We start from the raw sequence: 16,043 nt of genomic DNA on the forward strand, positions 1-16,043 counted from the left end.
ACGCAAAAGAATATCTCCGATTCCGCGGCCCCTCATCACACAATGGGAAAATGTCGAAGATGAAGCCATTCGAACGGCAATCAGGAAGCGGAAGGTACAGGGACGAGACCAGGTTCAGCTGCTTTTCTTTCATGCCGATCGCCTAGCGAACGATGCCGTAAAACTTCGTGATCCACATAGATTGATTGAGTCAATGACTCAAATGTGTTTTGCGTGCTTCTATGTCGCCCGGAGTCGCACTTACGCTACACCGGAAGTCAGGCGCGCCGCTTTGGAGCTGGCCGAAAAATGTTGCGAAGGCGTCAGGATTCCCCGTTTCATTCGTGGCGAGATTCAAAGAATACTGGAAGAAACCAAAACGGACTCGCCGGACTGGTTGCACTTTCTTGGTCCTGGCTTTGATGCATCCAGGGTCGGCAACATCCTTAAGGATGCCAGGGTGATGGGATCCAGGAAGGATCTATTTATACTTCCAGAGTTCGCCCCGCTGGAGGATGGTGAGTCGGCTGCGGACCTCCTTGCTGTCGCAGCCAGCGAGCAACAGAAACAGGCCAATCGCCTAAGTCTTCAGGTCGCCTACGATCGCTCAGACAGCGAAGTAAGAATTAGAGGAGTTGAGCTTTTCGGAATCAGAGGTGCTCCGGGATCTCTGAAAATCCCCTTCCTGCTGAAGAGGGAACCCGTTTCCTCCTTGATTTTTGGCGAGAATGGAACTGGTAAATCCACCATTGTGGATTCGATTGAGTTCGCCCTTCAAGGAAGAATCGGACGTTCGACACTTTATGACTCGCCCGTTTCGCCAGCGTTGCGGTCTTTCTCTAGTGACTCCAGTAATTGGGCCCTGGTGGAACTTTCGGATGGCACTCAAGTGCGACGAGAAGTTGTAACCAACGTCGGCGGCACCACTGCAGCTGACCCGCTGACGGTACGGCCGGGATTTCGCCTTGCTCCCATTACTATTCAGAGGGCCGACATTCTTCGCTTCCTCGACACGGGAGCGCTAAGTCGAGGCACCATCCTGTTGGACTACTTTCCCGCAAGCGCCGAGACCTTGGCGATCCGTCCAGATGAAGCCGCACATCGCTTGGAATCTACTCTGACGGAGCTTCGCATCAAGCGAACCGCCTATGCGGAGCGCCTTGCGCCCCTCCTGGGAGTCAAGCCCGATGATGTCGATAGTCGAGAAGGTTTCAGCAAGGTGGTACAGGAGAAAATCTACAAAGAGCAGACACCGCACAAATTCCAACAGAATCGCGGCTGGGAAAGGTTGGATCCAGAGCTTGCTCGCGCGATTAGGAGCCTATTTCAGGTTCACTCGGAAATGCGAAGCATAAAGAAGCAGGTAGCGGCAAAAGATAATCTACTCAACCCTGCCCTCCATCGAGATCAAGTTGATTTGCTGAAGGTGGCCTTGCAAGGGGTTGCGGACGAGATAACTCAGGCCTTCAAGGAGATATGTCGAGAGCATCCTGTTGAACGGATTGACATCTTGTTTGGCAGGTCTGGACCGCTCTCGCTCGATATCCGTGTGGGGCTAAGCGACGGGCGAAGCTGTTTCCCGCAACAAATCTTTTCAGAGGCCTATAGAGACCTCTTGGCCTTGCTCTTCTTTACCTCTGTCGCGAAAAAAGCTGCTGAGCACGGACAGGCAAGGATCCTCATTCTTGATGATGTCCTTCAAAGCGTGGACGCAGGCGTACGGCAGGACTTCGTTAACCACCTCTTGGGCAATTTGCATGACTGGCAGCTAATTTTTACTGTCCACGACAGGCTCTGGATGGAACGGTTGCGATCTCTATTCAATGCACATGGACATAGGTTCGTTGAGCATCAGATTAGATCGTGGGATTCCGTCGAGGGGCCGATTTTTCAACCTCCGGGCGTGGATGTGCTCTCAAAAGACCTCCTATTTATGCTAGACCACGGCGAACCGGAGGGAATTGTTGGTCGTGCGGGCCCACTCCTAGAAAATCTCTGCAGAGAGCTGTGCGCGCGGTTCAGTCTTATGGTCCCGTACAAGAGGGACGGTCGACACATGCTTGCCGACCTTTGGTCTGCTACAGAGGCTTCGCTGCGAACTACGCGCCTTGAGCCGCAAATCAAGAACCTGGCAGCTGATCGGTCTCTGCGGAATTTGGCGGCGCATTCTGACCCGAAGGTGCTTGAGTTGAGCATGAATGAAGCTCAGCATTTCGGTAAGGCGGTTTTGGATCTCTATTCTGCTATTCGCTGCCCGAACTGCCGGAGGTGGGTCAATGAGGGGAAAGAGTGCGGATTGCAAAGCTGTATATCCAATATCAAGCTGTAGCCCGCTCTTTTGAGAACCCGCTTAGTTGGCGAAGTCTTGATGATTCAGTCTGGTCGACGGTGCGCCGCCCATCACTAGGAACGGCGCACCGTGCCCGATGCAGGCTCTGAGTTCTGGCCTCATCCTTATCAGGTCGATCATGGGGGATCGTCGACTTCGGTCAACCGGGCCTGCGCCTCGGTCAATCGTTCGTCGAGGTCCGGCACCGACCGCTGCTGTTCGTGCCTGTTGGTTCAGCCGCTGGTGTCAGCGCTGCGCTGTCCTCTTGACAAATCTACTCGCTCGTTGGCTGAGGCTTCCTGCGGCGGCGCGGCAAGACCTTGTGTAGTTGATCAAACGGGTCAAGCGCATACCCTCGGCGCCGGCGGATGCAGCGGCTGCGAGTCTCGCGTACTTCGTCCTCGTTGTCGTACGTCCCCGGATTCAGTTCCGCACTCCTCAGGTAGTCCCCCATCCTGAGATACTGGTCTTCCAGGGCCCGAGCCCGCTCAGGAGTCGGCCACGCGCCGAAGCGCTTCTGAACGGCCGTCCTGCCGACGCCGAAGGGCTGCGCAATTCTTCCCCAGGAGTACCGCTGCGTACGGGCTTCGGCCACGACATCAGCAGCAACTCGCTTCGCCGCATCCTCCACCAGGGCTGCCGCTTCAACGGTCCTGAAGTCCCCGCCCCCGACGATGTAGCGGATTGCGAAGCGCACCGCCGCATCAGCGAGGTCTTCGTCGGACATGACCTCCCAGGGCTCCTCCGCCCATGCCGGATCCTCGTACGACACCCACGGCCAGGGCTTAGCGGGCTCGAAGGGTGTCTTTGGCGGCTCGGCGAGCGATGAATTTTCTACAGCTTCCTGCGTCACGCGTCCACGATAGGTGGACAGTTAAGCCCCGGTGTACCCACCTGCTGTCGATGTCGCCGGATATGCTTCGGCTGTCCACTTCCAGTCCTTCCAGGCTTCGGACTCAAGAGCCGGAGGCCCCGAACACATCGGGGTTGCGCACCACCTGACGGGAAGTGAGACATGGCAGGGAAGCGAGAGCCTGAAGAGACGGAGAACGATCAGGGCAACGGGCCGACCAAGGCCCAGATTCTGATCGCGATTCTCACGGCTGTGACGGCGATCGCAAGCTGTGTGGAGCAACTAGCGCGTTAGCGCTAGCGGAAGTGGTGCCGGAAGGCAAGGTCAACCCCAAGCGGGTCCGACCGCCTGAAAACCGGCCGGACCCGCTTCGGTATCTCCACGCACGAGCCCGGTCCTGGTCTAGGCCCCAGGGCCGGGCCTCTGCGCTGGAGGCTTGTGTGAAAATTTCAGGGTTGCCTGGCCAACCTCGCTTGGACAAACCGGCTGGGACAAACCGACTTAGCCAAACCGACTTGGCCAAACACAGTAGGCCTACCCTGTTGGCCACTATAACGGTCCTAACCTCAGCCAGTTCCAGTTGGTTCTAGCGGTATCTGGCGGTTTCTAGCGGCATCTCAAGATCCCTGGCTTTCCGTTTGGCCTGGTCAGACACTTCACTGCCCACCTCAACCACCACTCACCCCAGCTCTCATCCCGTACGCCGTCGACCCACACACTGTGGAGCGGGCGTGGTCCGTGGCGTCCAGGTGGAGTGCGCCACTGTACGAACGACCTGGACGCCATGGGCCGCGTCTGCTCGGCTCTGCCTGGGGCGACGGTGTGCGGGATGAGAGCACCCCACGCACGCCAGTACGGACCCACAGTCGGGAACGGCGCCCCCTCCACCCCGGTGCCGGCCGATCCCCCGCCGGAGGCATCGTTCTGACCGTAGCCGCTCCCGGTGGCACTCGCTTTGTGGTCTTCGGCTCGCTGCTATGCGCGCGGCACGGGCGCCGGCCGGGCTGGAGCGGGGCGAAGACAGGAGCGCAGGCCCGGCCGGGGGCCGGGCCGCGCGCGGGGAGCGGAGCGAGCCGCCTTGAACCTGTAAGGAAGGTTGTAACTCAGTCGGTTGTGTGGGGCGCCTGAGGTGCTGTGTGCGGTTTGAAGTCGTCTGTGCAGAGAGGGAGTTCAACGCCTTCGCGGTGTGCCAGCGGCAGGAAGATCACGGGCCGGATCGCCCATGTGATGCGGGTGCTGGCCTGCGTGACTGTCACCGTGCAGGGCTCGGCTCGCAGGAGAGCTTTCCTCGTCGCTATGCGGCCGTCGTACAGCCACTCCCACGCTTCCTGAGACGCGTCGGGGTCGAGTGCCGGTGAGATGGTGCGGAGTGCGATGGCGACCCATCTGTCTGCCTGGGGCGCGGAGTAGGCGTCGAAAGATGCCCGGAGCGCCGGCCATCCCGTCCCGTCAGTGATGTCCTCGGTCCAGCACTCGCACCAGTAGCCCCGCTGCGGCTTGTCCATCAGCACGGGTGACCTCCGATCGGTCGGCCCGCGAACAGCTCCGCGGTGACCGTGTAGCCTCCGTCGCTCTCGTGGACGACGACGCGATGAGCGATTGCGCTGACCATGCCCAGGCCTCGGCCGTGCTCGGCCTGCTGGTCCTGGCGCTTGATCTTCGGTGCTGTGCCGGCGGCTCCGTCGTCCGTGACCGACAACGCGATCACCTGTGCCGACACCGCAAGGGCCAGATGGAAGCTGCCCGACTCCTGACCGCTGGCCGTGTGGAGGATCGCGTTCGCGCTCAGCTCGCTCACGATCAGTTCGGCGTCTTCGGCTAAAGGGGAGCCGCGCAGGATGTCGCGGGTCCAGCGGCGGGCCCGGCTGACCTCTTCCGGGAAACCTGGGCAACTGAGCCCCCAGACCCGGGCTGTACTCGTATACTCGTGCATACAAGTTCCTTCGTACTGGTAGGCCGCCATGTACAGCGGGTTCGGGCTAGACGAGTTTCACGCCATCGTGGGCGCGGATCGCCGGTGGAGACGCCGCGTCCATCGCGTCCATCGCGTCCAGGACGCGGATGGCGTACGCCTCGTCGGCAAGCTCGGAGACTTCTTCACGGGTGGCCCAGCGCAGGGCGCGGGTCTCGTCGCCAGTGGTGGGCGTGCCGTCGGCGGCCTGGCAGCGGAAGACCAGAGAGACGATCAGGCCCGTCATGTTCTTGTAGACACCGGTCAGGGTCGCCGGAAGGGCGATCTTGATTCCAGTCTCTTCGAGGACTTCGCGTTGCAGGGCCTCGGGGATGGTCTCCTCGCGTTCGAGGACACCTCCCGGCGGTTCCCACTTGCCGTTGTCGCGGCGCTGGATCAGGAGGGCTCGGCCGCGGGTGTCTATGACGACCCCGGCGACGCTCACGGAGTGCGGGCGTTCTGTGCTCACGTTCCTCGGCCCTCTCGGCTGGCTAGGCTCTCCACCGTAGCAACAACACTCGCCCACTCGTCTAGATACCTAAAGGAGTACAAGTGAGCCCTGCTCTTCCTTCGGGCCTCCTCGGAGATCTCGACCCCACGAGCGATCGTGCGGTCTTCCGGCAGATCGCCGACCAGCTGCGCGAAGCCATCGACCGTGGGCGATTCGGCGAGGGTGAGAAACTGCCCTCAGAGGCTGAGCTTGTCGAGCACTACGGAGTGTCCCGGATGACGGTCCGGAACTCCTTCTCCATCCTCCAGGGGGAAGGGCTCGTGCATGCCGAGCACGGGAAGGGTGTGTTCGTGCGGCCCCGGCCTCCCGTGCGGCGGCTCGCCTCCGACCGGTTCGCCCGGCGGCACCGGGAGCAGGGGAAGTCTGCGTTCATCGTGGAAGCGGATGCGGCCGGCAGTCACCCGCAGGTCGACAGCCTTGAGGTCAAGGAAGAGAAGGCCAGCCAGGACGTCTCCACGCGGCTCGGGTCCGTGCGGCGGGTGCTCGCCCGGCGGCGCCGGTATCTCCTCGACGGCCGGCCGGTCGAGTTCGCCACCTCCTACCTCCCCCTCGACATCGCGCGCGGTACGCAGATCGCCGAGCCCAACCCCGGGCCTGGTGGTATCTACGCCCGCCTCGAAGAGCTGGGGCACCGCCTCGACCACTTCGAGGAGGAGATCCGCGCGCGGATGCCTTCGCCCGACGAGGTGAAGACGCTCCGGCTGGCCTCCGGCGTGCCGGTCATTCATCTGATCCGGACCGCCTTCGACACCGAGGGGCGGCCGGTCGAAGTCTGCGACACGGTCATGGCGGCGGACGCCTACGTGCTGTCGTACCAGCTCCCGGCGACCTGATCGTCATGATTTGCGGTGGTGCGCGGGCACAGCTCTCCGAACTCGTACACCCCAACACGCATACTCGTATAGACGAGTGGGCAAGTTGTGTGGCAGGGTGATCGTCGTGAGCCCGGGAGATCGGGTTCACGGATCGCTACATGTATAGACGAGTAGATAGGAAGTGTGCTGTGCGCACCATCCGTGTTGAGACCTCCGCCGCCACGATCCTCCTCACCGAGGCTCCTGAGCCCAAGGTCCGCGACCGGCAGACCGGCGAGATCGCCAAGGACGCGGTGAGCGGTGAGGCGCTGATGACCATCGGCGTCGTCTACATCGAGGACGGGGAGTCCTCCCTGATCAAGGTCACCGTGCCGGAGGGCGGCGTTTCAGAGGGGCTGAACCTCGGTGCGCCGGTCTCGCTCCCCGGCCTCGTTGCCCGGCCGTGGGAGTCCGTATTCAACGGGCAGCAGCGCCACGGCATCGCCTATCGGGCCGCCGCCGTCACACCGGCCGCGTTCCCGGCCGCCATGGGGGCCACCGCCTGATGTCCGACCTGACAACGCTCCTGGAGGTGGGTGGACCTGTCGCCGCGCTCGGCGGCGGGGCCGCCTACACCCGGGCCAAGCACCCGGCGCTCTACTGGTCCGCCGTCGGCGGCCCGATATCCACGGTCCGCCTGCTCAGCTCGTACGGCTCCGTCATGGAAGCCTGCGGACTGACCGTCGCGCCCTCCCGGCTGCGGGTTCTGGCCGTCAAAGCCACCACCCGGCGGGAGGTCCGGGCGGTCCCGCCGCGCCGGGGCATCCTCCGTCCCACCTCGACCGGGCTACGGCTTCGCCTCCGGCTCGCTCCCGGGCAGGAACCCGCCGACGTCGCCGCCTCGGCCGAACGGCTGCGGCACGCCTGGGGAGTGCATGCCGTCTACGTCACCACGGTGAAGCCGGGTGTCGTGGAACTACGGCTCGTCGGCTACGACGTCCTGCGGCGGGTACGCATGCCCCGCAAGACCGGCGGCGGGTTCCTCAAGGTGCCGGTGGCGCTGCGCGAGGACGCCATGCCCTTCGTACGCGACTACCGCACCGTTCCCCACCAACTCACCCTCGGCGCAACCCTGTCCGGCAAGTCCATGTACCTCCGGCACCTCATCACCGGACTCGCCCCTCAGCCCGTCGCACTCGTCGGAATCGACTGCAAGCGGGGCGTCGAACTGGCGCCGTTCGCAGCAAGGCTCTCGGCGCTCGCCACCGACCCGGACGAAGCCGCCGAGCTGCTGCCCGCCCTGGTCAAGGAAATGGAGGATCGATACGACCTGATCAAGGAACGGCAGGGCATCGCACCCGGCACCCCGGACGAGGAGATCACTTCCGACATCTGGGGCCTGCCGGAGAGCGAACGCCCCGTGCCCATCGTCCTGTTCGTTGACGAGGTGGCCGAACTCTTCCTCACCGCGACCCGCAAGGACGAGGAACGGCGGGACGAGATGGTCACCCAGCTCATCCGTCTCGCCCAGCTCGGCCGCGCCGCCGGCATCTACCTGGAGGTGTGCGGGCAGCGCTTCGGCGCCGAACTCGGCAAGGGCGCCACCATGCTCCGCGCCCAGCTCACCGGCCGCGTGTGCCACCGCGTCAACGACGAGGCCTCCGCCAAGATGGCCCTCGGCGACATCGCCCCCGAAGCGGTCTTCGCCGCCTGTGCCATCGCTCCTGAGCTGCCCGGTCTCGCCGTCGCGGGCGACACCTCCGGCGGCTGGTCCCGCATCCGCACCCCGTACCTCTCCCTCGGTGATGCCGCCGGGTCCTGCCGGGAGACGGCGGACCTGGTGCCCGACCTGCCTTCACTCAAGCCCTTCCGGCCTCACGTGCCCGTACACCCGGTCGAGACTCCGGCCCCGGTCGTCCGGCCGCGTCCGGTGACCGACTGACCGTCGTCCCTTCCTCGCAACGGTCGGCGTGACCGCCTCGCGCCATGTCCCTACCCCTGCCATGCCCGAAACCGAAAGGAGCCGGACCGTGCGCGCCCACCTCGGCCGTGTCGACGCGGTGTTGGTCCAGGCGCTCATTGCTGCCGCGCTGTCCTTCGCCCACCTCCATGACGTAGCCGTGGCGGCCGGACAGGACGGGTGGAAAGCCTGGGCCTACCCGATCAGCGTTGACCTGCTGCTCGTCGCCGCATGGCGTCGACTCCGCTCCGGGACGGCCAAAGCGGCGGCCTGGTGTTGGTTCGTCATCGCCCTCGTCGCATCCCTCGGAGCGAACGTCGCCACCGCCGGCCTCCTCGACCTGGACGACGTCCCCGCCTGGCTACGAATCCTCGTCGCCGGATGGCCCGCCGTCGCCTTCCTCGGCGGCACCCTCCTCGCCCACTCAGCGCCGAAAGCAGCCACCGAAGAGATCGGCGCCGACGTCATCGAGGACCAGGAGCACGAGCCCGAAGCCACACCGGCCCCGCCGCCTGTCCAACCCGCCATCGAGGCGCTGCCGGAACAGCCGCCCGTCCCGGTCCCGGCCGCCCTGGTCGACCACGCCCGAAAGGTCGCCGCTGAACACCACTCCCGCACTGGTACCCCGATCGACACACCGACCCTCCGCGCCCGCCTCGGCGTCCCAGCACCCATGGCCGAAGCCGTTGCTGCGCAGCTCTGAGGCGCATGCCGATGAGGGGGTTATCGCTTCCGCAGCACTCGCCGCGTTCCGACAACGGCCGAAATGATCATGACCTCAAGGCAGCACGTGGTGATCACGGTGGCCCAGGACTCGCCCACCCACCACCTTCCCCCGACACACGCGAGCCCAAGTACCAACGCGGCCGTACCGAAGGCGGCCAGCTGCCGTGCCCCTTGTGACATGCCGCCTATCTACACGCCGTCACGCCCAACAGGCAAGCGATCAAAGGGAAGGACACCTCTCTTGCCAGCCAACCGCCGCTTCCGCAACGTCATCCGGATCGGCCCCGTCCAGGTCGGCACCGCCTACGACGACCGGGGCCGCGAGAAGCACACCTCCGCCTGCACCGCCCCGCGTTGTGGCTTCTCCGCCGACTACGACAGCCGCGCCGCCGCCGAACTCGCCGCCCGCACCCACCGCTGCCCCGTCCGCTGAAAGGACCCTGCGCCCCGTGACCCTCAACCTTCCGCTCGTCGTCGTCCTCGGTTTCTTCGCCTGGGCGGCCGTCAAGTACCTCGGCGTCCGCACCTGGATCGTCGTCCTGGTCGCCCTCTTCGGCTTCTGGCTCTCCCACACCTTCCTCGCCCCCGCCATCGAATCCGGCACGCGTTCCGGCGTGACCGTCATAAACGGCTCACATGCCTAGACGAGTAGATAAGGAGTCTTGACCGTGTTCCTGCCCAAGTACCCCGACAGCCCCACCCCGCCGCCCGCACACACCCACACCCCGACCGACCCGGCCCCCACCCGGCGCTCCGCACTCCCGGCCGTCTCCGTCAGCACCGGCGCCGTCGTCGCCGTGCTCACGGGCGGCGTGGTCCTCACCGCGCTACTGACCGCCGTCGCCGTCTCGGCCATCTCCGTGGCCATCGCCGCCGTGGTCCTGCGCTCCCTGCTGCGCGAACACAACCGGCGCTGAACCGTGCCCGACCCCTGGGGCGGCCACGACACCGCCAAGCATCCGGCCGCCCCGGGGCCCGTCACCCCCTGACCGAGCCAGCCAGAAGGAGCCCGCCATCTTCACCCGCACCACCCCGCCCCCGCTGCGCGAACTCACCAACCTCGCCGCAGGCGGCACCCTGCCCGGTATCCTCCGCCAACTCTCCGGCCTCGGCGGCTGCACCAACCCCATCCGCCTCGACGGCCACCGCACCGAGTACGACGTCGACACCACCACCGGCGAGATCGGCCGCATCCTCCAGCACCTCGACTCCACCGACCTGCCCGCCGGCCAACTCCTCGTCCGCTGCAACAACCGCCGCACCACCCGCTGCCCGGCCTGCGCAGAGGTCTACCGCCGCGACACCTTCCACCTGATCACCACCGGACTCCGGGGCGGCAAGGGCACCCCTGAACACGTCGCCACCCACCCCCGCGTCTTCGCCACCTTCACCGCCCCCGGCTTCGGCCCAGTCCACAACCGCCGCACCGACGGTCGCGCCTGTCGCTGCGGCACCCACCACGAACAAAACGACGACGCCCTCGGCACTCCGCTCGACCCCGACACCTACGACTACGAAGCGGCCGTGCTCTGGAACGCCCACGCTGGCGCCCTCTGGCGGCGCTTCTCGATCTACCTCCGCCGGGAGGTCGCCAAGCGCGCTGGCCTCTCCCAGCGCCGCCTACGCGACCATGCCCGCGTCTCTTTCGCCAAGGTCGCCGAATACCAGAAGCGCGGCGCCGTCCACTTCCACGCGGTCATCCGCCTCGACGGCCCGAACGGCGGCGACACCCCGCCCCCGCCCTGGGCCACCGCAGAACTCCTCACCGACGCCATCCAAGCGGCCACCGCCAAGGTCCGGGTTGACGGCCCGACCCTCGACGGTCGCACCCACACCTTCACCTTCGGCCGCCAACTCGACGTCCGCACCATCCGATCCGCCGACTTCAACGACGGCCAGGAGCTGACCGAAAGGGCCGTAGCGGCGTACATCGCGAAGTACGCCACCAAGGGTGCCGAGACCGCCACGGGAGCCCTCGACCGGCCGCTGAAGTTCGCCGCCGAACTCGCCCAGCTCGACATCAGCGACCACGCCCGACGACTCATCCGAACCGCCTGGACCCTCGGCGCCCGCAAGAGCCTCGAACACCTCCGCCTCCGCGCATGGGCCCACATGCTCGGCTTCCGCGGCCACTTCTCCACCAAATCCCGCCGCTACTCCACCACCCTCGGCGCCCTCCGCGACGCCCGCGCCGAATGGCGCCGAGCACAAGCGGCAACAGCCGACCCTCGGCCGGACACGACGTACGTCCTCGCGCACTGGGTCTTCGCCGGCACCGGCCTCTCCGACGCCGAAGCCTGGCTGTCCGTATCCCTCGAACCAGCCCCCGGAACCGAAGGAGAACCCACCCGTGGCTAGCCGCCGCCTCGCCCTGGCCGACGTGGCCACCGAACCGCGCGCCCTGCCCGCGCGGTACCTGACCCCCGAGGACCTGGTGGAGATGTTCGAGCTGCCCAGCGTCGAGACGGTCTACCAGTGGCGCCGCAAGCGCACTGGGCCTCGTGGCTTCCGTGTCGGTCGGCACCTGCGCTTCGACCCGGCCGACGTTCGGGCCTGGGTGGACTCGCAGCGTGAGGGGGCGGCTGCCTGATGGCCGGACACATCCAAGACCGCTGGTACAGAACCGAGGTCGGACAGGACGGCAAGGACCGCAAGGTCAAGGCCGAGCGCTACGGCACCGGCATGCGCTACCGAGCCCGGTACGTCGGTCCGGACGGCACGGAGAAGTCCAAGAGCTTCCCTGACCGACAAAAGCGACTCGCCGAGCAGTGGCTCGCCCACATCGAGGCGGACATGGCGCGCGGGCAGTACATCGACCCGCGCGCGGCACGGATCACCTTCCAGCAGTACGCGGAAGCCTGGGTGGAGACGCAGGGAGCGGACCCCAACACACGGGCCTCGATGGAGTCGCAACTCCGCCTGCACGCCTTCCCTCACCTGGGATCGCGTCCGCTCGGTTCCTTCCAGCCCGCCCATATCCGCGACTGGGTGCGGAAGCTCCAGGAGAACGGTGTCCGGGGCTCGTACGCCCGGACGATCTACTCCAACGTTCGTGCCGCCCTGAGTGCGGCGGTGGACGACGGACACCTTCCGCGCAACCCGTGCGCAGCCCGCTCGGTCCGGCCACCCACAGTCGACACGAAGCGGGTCACCCCCTGGACAACGGAACGGCTCTTCGCCGTCCGGGCCGGCATGCCCGAGCGCTTCCAAGCCATGGTCGACCTGGGTGGCGGCTGCGGGCTCCGCCAAGGCGAGATCCTCGGCGTCGCCGTCGACGCCATCGACTTCGGTTCGGACACGCTTCACGTGGTCCAGCAACTCAAGCTGAGTCGGAGCAAGGCGGTGTTCGCTCCGCCGAAGGGCGGCAAGCTGCGGGACGTACCGCTTCCCGCACCGGTCGCCGATGCACTGCGGGCTCACATGAAGCGGTTCCCGCCGGTCGAGATCACCTTGCCGTGGAAGGTGGCCGACGGGCCTCCGGTGACCAAGCGGCTGATCTTCACCGGGCCGCGGGGCGGGCACGTCTGGCGCACGTCGCTCAACGAGGAGGTGTGGAAGCGGGCGCTGGCCTCGGCCGGTGTGATCCCCGAGCGAGAGCCAGGTGGGGCGTACGCGGAGTCGCGCGAGAACGGCATGCACGCACTCCGCCACTTCTACGCCTCGGTGCTCCTGGACGCGGGCGAGAACATCAAGGCCCTGGCCGAGTACCTCGGCCACTCGGACCCCGGCTTGACGCTGCGGGTGTACGCACACCTGATGCCCTCCAGCCAGGAGCGCACCCGCAAGGCGATCGCTGCCACTTGGGGCGATTCGGGGAGCTAACTTTCAGCTCAATCTCCACGCGAATCACGGCGACAGATTCATTTGAAACCGGATTCACGTTACGCGATTTCGCGACTCTCGAATCACACATCATGATTACGCGTTTCCGATTACGGCTTTGGCATCCGGCATCGTTTCACGTTCACCAATCCTGAATCCTGTCCACGTGAACTGCCTACCAAAGTTCGTCGCTACATTTGGCTCCAGCAGGCCAGCCAGTCCAGCCGTGTCGCGGCGCGTGCCGCACCTCAGGGGAGGCCGTTCGGCGACGCCCGACCAAGCGCCACAAGGTTCTACATCCGCCCAGCCCCTGATACGGACGGCTAGTTAATAGGGTAGATATAGCGCTGAGCTGAGCCTTTGGTTAATCACCAGCTGAGGCAGTATGGTCCTGCTACCCAAATAGCGGAGAGGCCGCCCATGCAGGGGCGGCCTCTCCTCTCCATGGGCTTGTTCATTGACCCAGCGATAGGACAACACATGACTCACATGGAGAAGGCCATAGTGCCACGGCGGGGCCTGCGCATCGACCTCGCCCTCCGCGAGAAGCCGTTCACCTTCATTGGCCTCGGCGGTGCCGGCCTGGGCCTGCAGTCTGGAACCGGCCCCGTTGCCGCTTCCCTGTTCGCCCTCGTCGTGGCAGTCCGCGTGCAGATCAGTCGCATCTAAGTCCCACGGCCCCAAGACGGCCCCAGCACACCAACGAGCCCCCTACCAGCGGCGAACCCGCAGGTAGGGGGCTTGATCAGTCAGGCTTACTTCTTCTTGCCCTGGTTCTTGACCGCCTCGATGGCCGCCGCGGCCGCGTCCGGGTCGAGGTACTGGCCGCCCGGGATCACCGGCTTGAAGTCGGCGTCGAGTTCGTAGGCGAGGGGGATGCCCGTGGGGATGTTCAGGCCGGCGATGTCGGCGTCCGAGATGCCGTCGAGGTGCTTGACCAGGGCGCGCAGGCTGTTGCCGTGGGCGGCGACCAGGACCGTGCGGCCGGTCAGGAGGTCGGGGACGATGCCGTCGTACCAGTAGGGGAGCATCCGGTTGACGACGTCCTTGAGGCACTCCGTGCGGGGCCGCAGCTCCGGGGGGATGGAGGCGTAGCGGGGGTCGGAGGCCTGGGAGAACTCGGAGTCGTCCGGGAGCGGCGGGGGCGGGGTGTCGTACGAGCGGCGCCAGAGCATGAACTGCTCCTCGCCGAACTCGGCCAGCGTCGCCGCCTTGTCCTTGCCCTGGAGGGCGCCGTAGTGGCGCTCGTTCAGGCGCCAGCTGCGGTGGACCGGGATCCAGTGGCGGTCGGCCGCTTCGAGGGCGAGCTGCGCCGTGCGGATCGCGCGCTTCTGGAGGGACGTGTGGACCACGTCGGGGAGCAGGTCGGCGTCCTTCAGGAGCTCACCGCCGCGGACTGCCTCCTTCTCGCCCTTCTCGTTGAGGTTGACGTCCACCCAGCCGGTGAACAGGTTCTTCGCGTTCCACTCGCTCTCGCCGTGGCGGAGGAGGATCAGCTTGTACGGTGCGTCGGCCATGGGTCAGAGCGTAATCCACGGATTCGGGGCGGCGGGCGGGCGCCCACAGGGCGTCCCAGGGGGCGGACAGTTGACTGCATTTGTTAATTGACTGGCTCAGGCGAGCGGTAGGTAAGTAAGTTCCGGACGGTGGATGTGTCACTTACATCCGCGTCGCCCGCATCCGCCGCGTCCTTACTCGCTGCATCTGTATCCGCTGCATCTGCACCGCTCACGCCTGCCCTGGGGGAACCATGCCGTCCGCCGCCCTGCGCCGCGCCGTCCGGGAGACCGTCTCCGGTCTGCCCAGGGAGTTCTGGTGGCTGTGGACCAGCACCCTCGTCAACCGGCTGGGCGCCTTCGTGGCCACGTACATGGCCCTGTACCTGACCCTCGACCGGGGGTACAGCGCGTCGTACGCCGGGCTCGTCGCCTCGCTGCACGGGCTCGGCGGGGTCGTGTCCTCGCTGGCGGGCGGGGTGATGGCGGACCGGCTGGGGCGGCGGCCGACGCTGCTCGTCGCGCAGGGGTCCACCGCCGCGGCCGTCGCGCTGCTCGGCTTCGTCCGCGATCCCGTCGCCATCGCCGCCGTCGCCTTCCTCGTCGGCGTGGCCTCCAACGCCTCCCGGCCGGCCGTGCAGGCGATGATGGCCGACATCGTGCGGCCCGAGGACCGGGTGCGGGCCTTCTCGCTCAACTACTGGGCGATCAATCTGGGCTTCGCCGTGTCCTCCATGGGGGCCGGGTTCATCGCCGAGGTGAGCTACCGCGCCGGGTTCCTGATCGAGGCCGGGATGACCGCCGTCTGCGCCGTTCTCGTCTTCCTCCGGCTGCCCGAGTCGCGGCCTCGGCGCGGGGCCGCGGAGGTCGCCGGGGACCGAGAGGTCAGCCTGGGGACCGTGGTGCGCGACGGGCGGTACATGAGCGTCGTCGGGCTGTCGTTCCTCGTCGCCCTGATCTTCCAGCAGGGGTCGGTCGGGCTGCCGGTGGCGATGGGGGAGGCCGGGTTCTCACCCGCCGACTACGGGATGGCCATCGCCGTGAACGGCATCCTCATCGTGGTCCTGCAGATTCCGGTGACCCGGGTCATCCAGCACCGGGATCCGCGGTCCCTGCTCGTCGTCTCGTCCCTGCTCGCGGGGTACGGGTTCGGGCTCACCGCGTTCGCCGGGTCGGTCGGGGTGTTCGCGCTCACCGTCTGCGTGTGGACGCTCGCCGAGATCGTCAACGCGCCGACCCAGACAGGGCTGGTGGTACAGCTCTCGCCGGTGCACGGCAGGGGCCGGTACCAGGGGATGTACACGCTGTCCTGGTCGGCCGCCGCGCTCATCGCGCCGCTGCTGTCCGGGGTCGTCATCGACCGGTTCGGGGCGCGGTGGCTGTGGGGGGTGTGCGCGGTCGTGGGGACGGTGGCGGCGCTCGGGTACGGGGTGCTGATGCGGCGGCTGCCGGTGGAGCAGAGGGCCGCCGGTACCGAGACCGCGGAGGCGGCGGAGGCGGCGGAGGCGGAGGGAGCCGCGGAGGCCGGTAAAGAGGCGGACGGGGCCGGGGCGCGCCGCTGACGGTTGCGGGGGGGGAGGGGAACCGAGGAACCGAGGTCACACGGTCGGCCCCTGTCCCGG

General features: G+C 66.3%; 18 protein-coding genes. 13 read left to right on the top strand and 5 right to left on the bottom strand.

The window, feature by feature from the left end; translation table 11 throughout:
- Positions 1-271: 271 nt before the first annotated feature.
- On the top strand, positions 272-2,308 hold the full coding sequence (locus ACFZB3_RS19280) for an AAA family ATPase (protein ID WP_391376817.1): 2,037 nt from the start codon (positions 272-274) through the stop codon (positions 2,306-2,308).
- 274 nt (positions 2,309-2,582) lie between these two features.
- Here ACFZB3_RS19280 and ACFZB3_RS19285 read toward each other — a convergent pair whose 3' ends face one another.
- The 4 genes from ACFZB3_RS19285 to ACFZB3_RS19300 form a co-directional block, all read right to left on the bottom strand.
- Positions 2,583-3,161, bottom strand: coding sequence for a hypothetical protein (locus ACFZB3_RS19285; protein ID WP_391376818.1), 579 nt, complete (start codon positions 3,159-3,161; stop codon positions 2,583-2,585).
- A gap of 1,103 nt (positions 3,162-4,264) precedes the next feature.
- Positions 4,265-4,666, bottom strand: coding sequence for a hypothetical protein (locus tag ACFZB3_RS19290; RefSeq protein ID WP_391376957.1), 402 nt, complete (start codon positions 4,664-4,666; stop codon positions 4,265-4,267).
- Positions 4,666-5,094 (bottom strand): ATP-binding protein, encoded by a 429-nt coding sequence (locus tag ACFZB3_RS19295; RefSeq protein ID WP_391376958.1) that lies wholly within the window; start codon positions 5,092-5,094, stop codon positions 4,666-4,668. Before ACFZB3_RS19295 ends, ACFZB3_RS19290 begins: the two co-directional genes overlap by 1 nt.
- A gap of 46 nt (positions 5,095-5,140) precedes the next feature.
- Entirely contained in the window at positions 5,141-5,557 is a 417-nt protein-coding gene (locus ACFZB3_RS19300) for an NUDIX domain-containing protein (RefSeq protein WP_391376959.1), read from the bottom strand.
- 107 nt (positions 5,558-5,664) lie between these two features.
- Between ACFZB3_RS19300 and ACFZB3_RS19305 the strand changes: the two genes are divergently transcribed.
- The 11 genes from ACFZB3_RS19305 to ACFZB3_RS19355 all read left to right on the top strand — a co-directional run bounded on the left by ACFZB3_RS19305 (position 5,665) and on the right by ACFZB3_RS19355 (position 13,594).
- A complete protein-coding gene (locus tag ACFZB3_RS19305) occupies positions 5,665-6,456 on the top strand; it encodes a GntR family transcriptional regulator (protein WP_089100239.1) in 792 nt (263 codons plus the stop codon).
- A 170-nt stretch (positions 6,457-6,626) separates the two neighbouring features.
- Positions 6,627-6,983 (top strand): hypothetical protein, encoded by a 357-nt coding sequence (locus ACFZB3_RS19310; protein WP_031059703.1) that lies wholly within the window; start codon positions 6,627-6,629, stop codon positions 6,981-6,983.
- The gene (locus tag ACFZB3_RS19315; RefSeq protein ID WP_391376819.1) at positions 6,983-8,359 is read left to right on the top strand and encodes an FtsK/SpoIIIE domain-containing protein; all 1,377 of its coding nucleotides are present in this window, start codon (positions 6,983-6,985) and stop codon (positions 8,357-8,359) included. The genes ACFZB3_RS19310 and ACFZB3_RS19315 overlap by 1 nt, the downstream gene beginning before the upstream one ends.
- An 88-nt stretch (positions 8,360-8,447) precedes the next feature.
- Positions 8,448-9,080, top strand: coding sequence for a DUF2637 domain-containing protein (locus ACFZB3_RS19320; RefSeq protein ID WP_391376820.1), 633 nt, complete (start codon positions 8,448-8,450; stop codon positions 9,078-9,080).
- 264 nt (positions 9,081-9,344) lie between these two features.
- Complete coding sequence (locus ACFZB3_RS19325; RefSeq protein WP_391376821.1) at positions 9,345-9,536, top strand: mobile element transfer protein; 192 nt, start codon at positions 9,345-9,347, stop codon at positions 9,534-9,536.
- 16 nt (positions 9,537-9,552) lie between these two features.
- Positions 9,553-9,747 carry a hypothetical protein gene (locus ACFZB3_RS19330; protein WP_132888888.1) on the top strand — a complete coding sequence of 65 codons (195 nt, stop codon included), beginning with the start codon at positions 9,553-9,555 and terminating at the stop codon, positions 9,745-9,747.
- A 24-nt stretch (positions 9,748-9,771) separates the two neighbouring features.
- Positions 9,772-10,020, top strand: a complete 249-nt coding sequence (locus ACFZB3_RS19335) for a SpdD protein (protein ID WP_361343408.1) — start codon at positions 9,772-9,774, stop codon at positions 10,018-10,020.
- Positions 10,021-10,144: 124 nt separating this feature from the next.
- Complete coding sequence (locus ACFZB3_RS19340; protein ID WP_391376960.1) at positions 10,145-11,461, top strand: replication initiator; 1,317 nt, start codon at positions 10,145-10,147, stop codon at positions 11,459-11,461.
- Positions 11,454-11,693: a helix-turn-helix domain-containing protein gene (locus ACFZB3_RS19345; protein ID WP_391376822.1), complete on the top strand. Its 240-nt coding sequence runs from the start codon at positions 11,454-11,456 to the stop codon at positions 11,691-11,693. Before ACFZB3_RS19340 ends, ACFZB3_RS19345 begins: the two co-directional genes overlap by 8 nt.
- Entirely contained in the window at positions 11,693-12,925 is a 1,233-nt protein-coding gene (locus tag ACFZB3_RS19350) for a tyrosine-type recombinase/integrase (protein ID WP_391376823.1), read from the top strand. Before ACFZB3_RS19345 ends, ACFZB3_RS19350 begins: the two co-directional genes overlap by 1 nt.
- A gap of 480 nt (positions 12,926-13,405) precedes the next feature.
- Positions 13,406-13,594: a hypothetical protein gene (locus tag ACFZB3_RS19355; protein ID WP_391376824.1), complete on the top strand. Its 189-nt coding sequence runs from the start codon at positions 13,406-13,408 to the stop codon at positions 13,592-13,594.
- Between the two features lie 86 nt (positions 13,595-13,680).
- Here ACFZB3_RS19355 and ACFZB3_RS19360 read toward each other — a convergent pair whose 3' ends face one another.
- Entirely contained in the window at positions 13,681-14,442 is a 762-nt protein-coding gene (locus ACFZB3_RS19360) for a phosphoglyceromutase (protein WP_391376825.1), read from the bottom strand.
- A gap of 233 nt (positions 14,443-14,675) precedes the next feature.
- Here ACFZB3_RS19360 and ACFZB3_RS19365 point away from each other — a divergent pair, with 233 nt between their 5' ends.
- Complete coding sequence (locus ACFZB3_RS19365) at positions 14,676-15,983, top strand: MFS transporter (protein WP_391376826.1); 1,308 nt, start codon at positions 14,676-14,678, stop codon at positions 15,981-15,983.
- Positions 15,984-16,043 lie beyond the last annotated feature (60 nt).

This window comes from Streptomyces sp. NPDC008092 (genome assembly GCF_042957285.1).
In the GTDB taxonomy this organism is placed as follows: Bacteria; Actinomycetota; Actinomycetes; order Streptomycetales; family Streptomycetaceae; genus Streptomyces.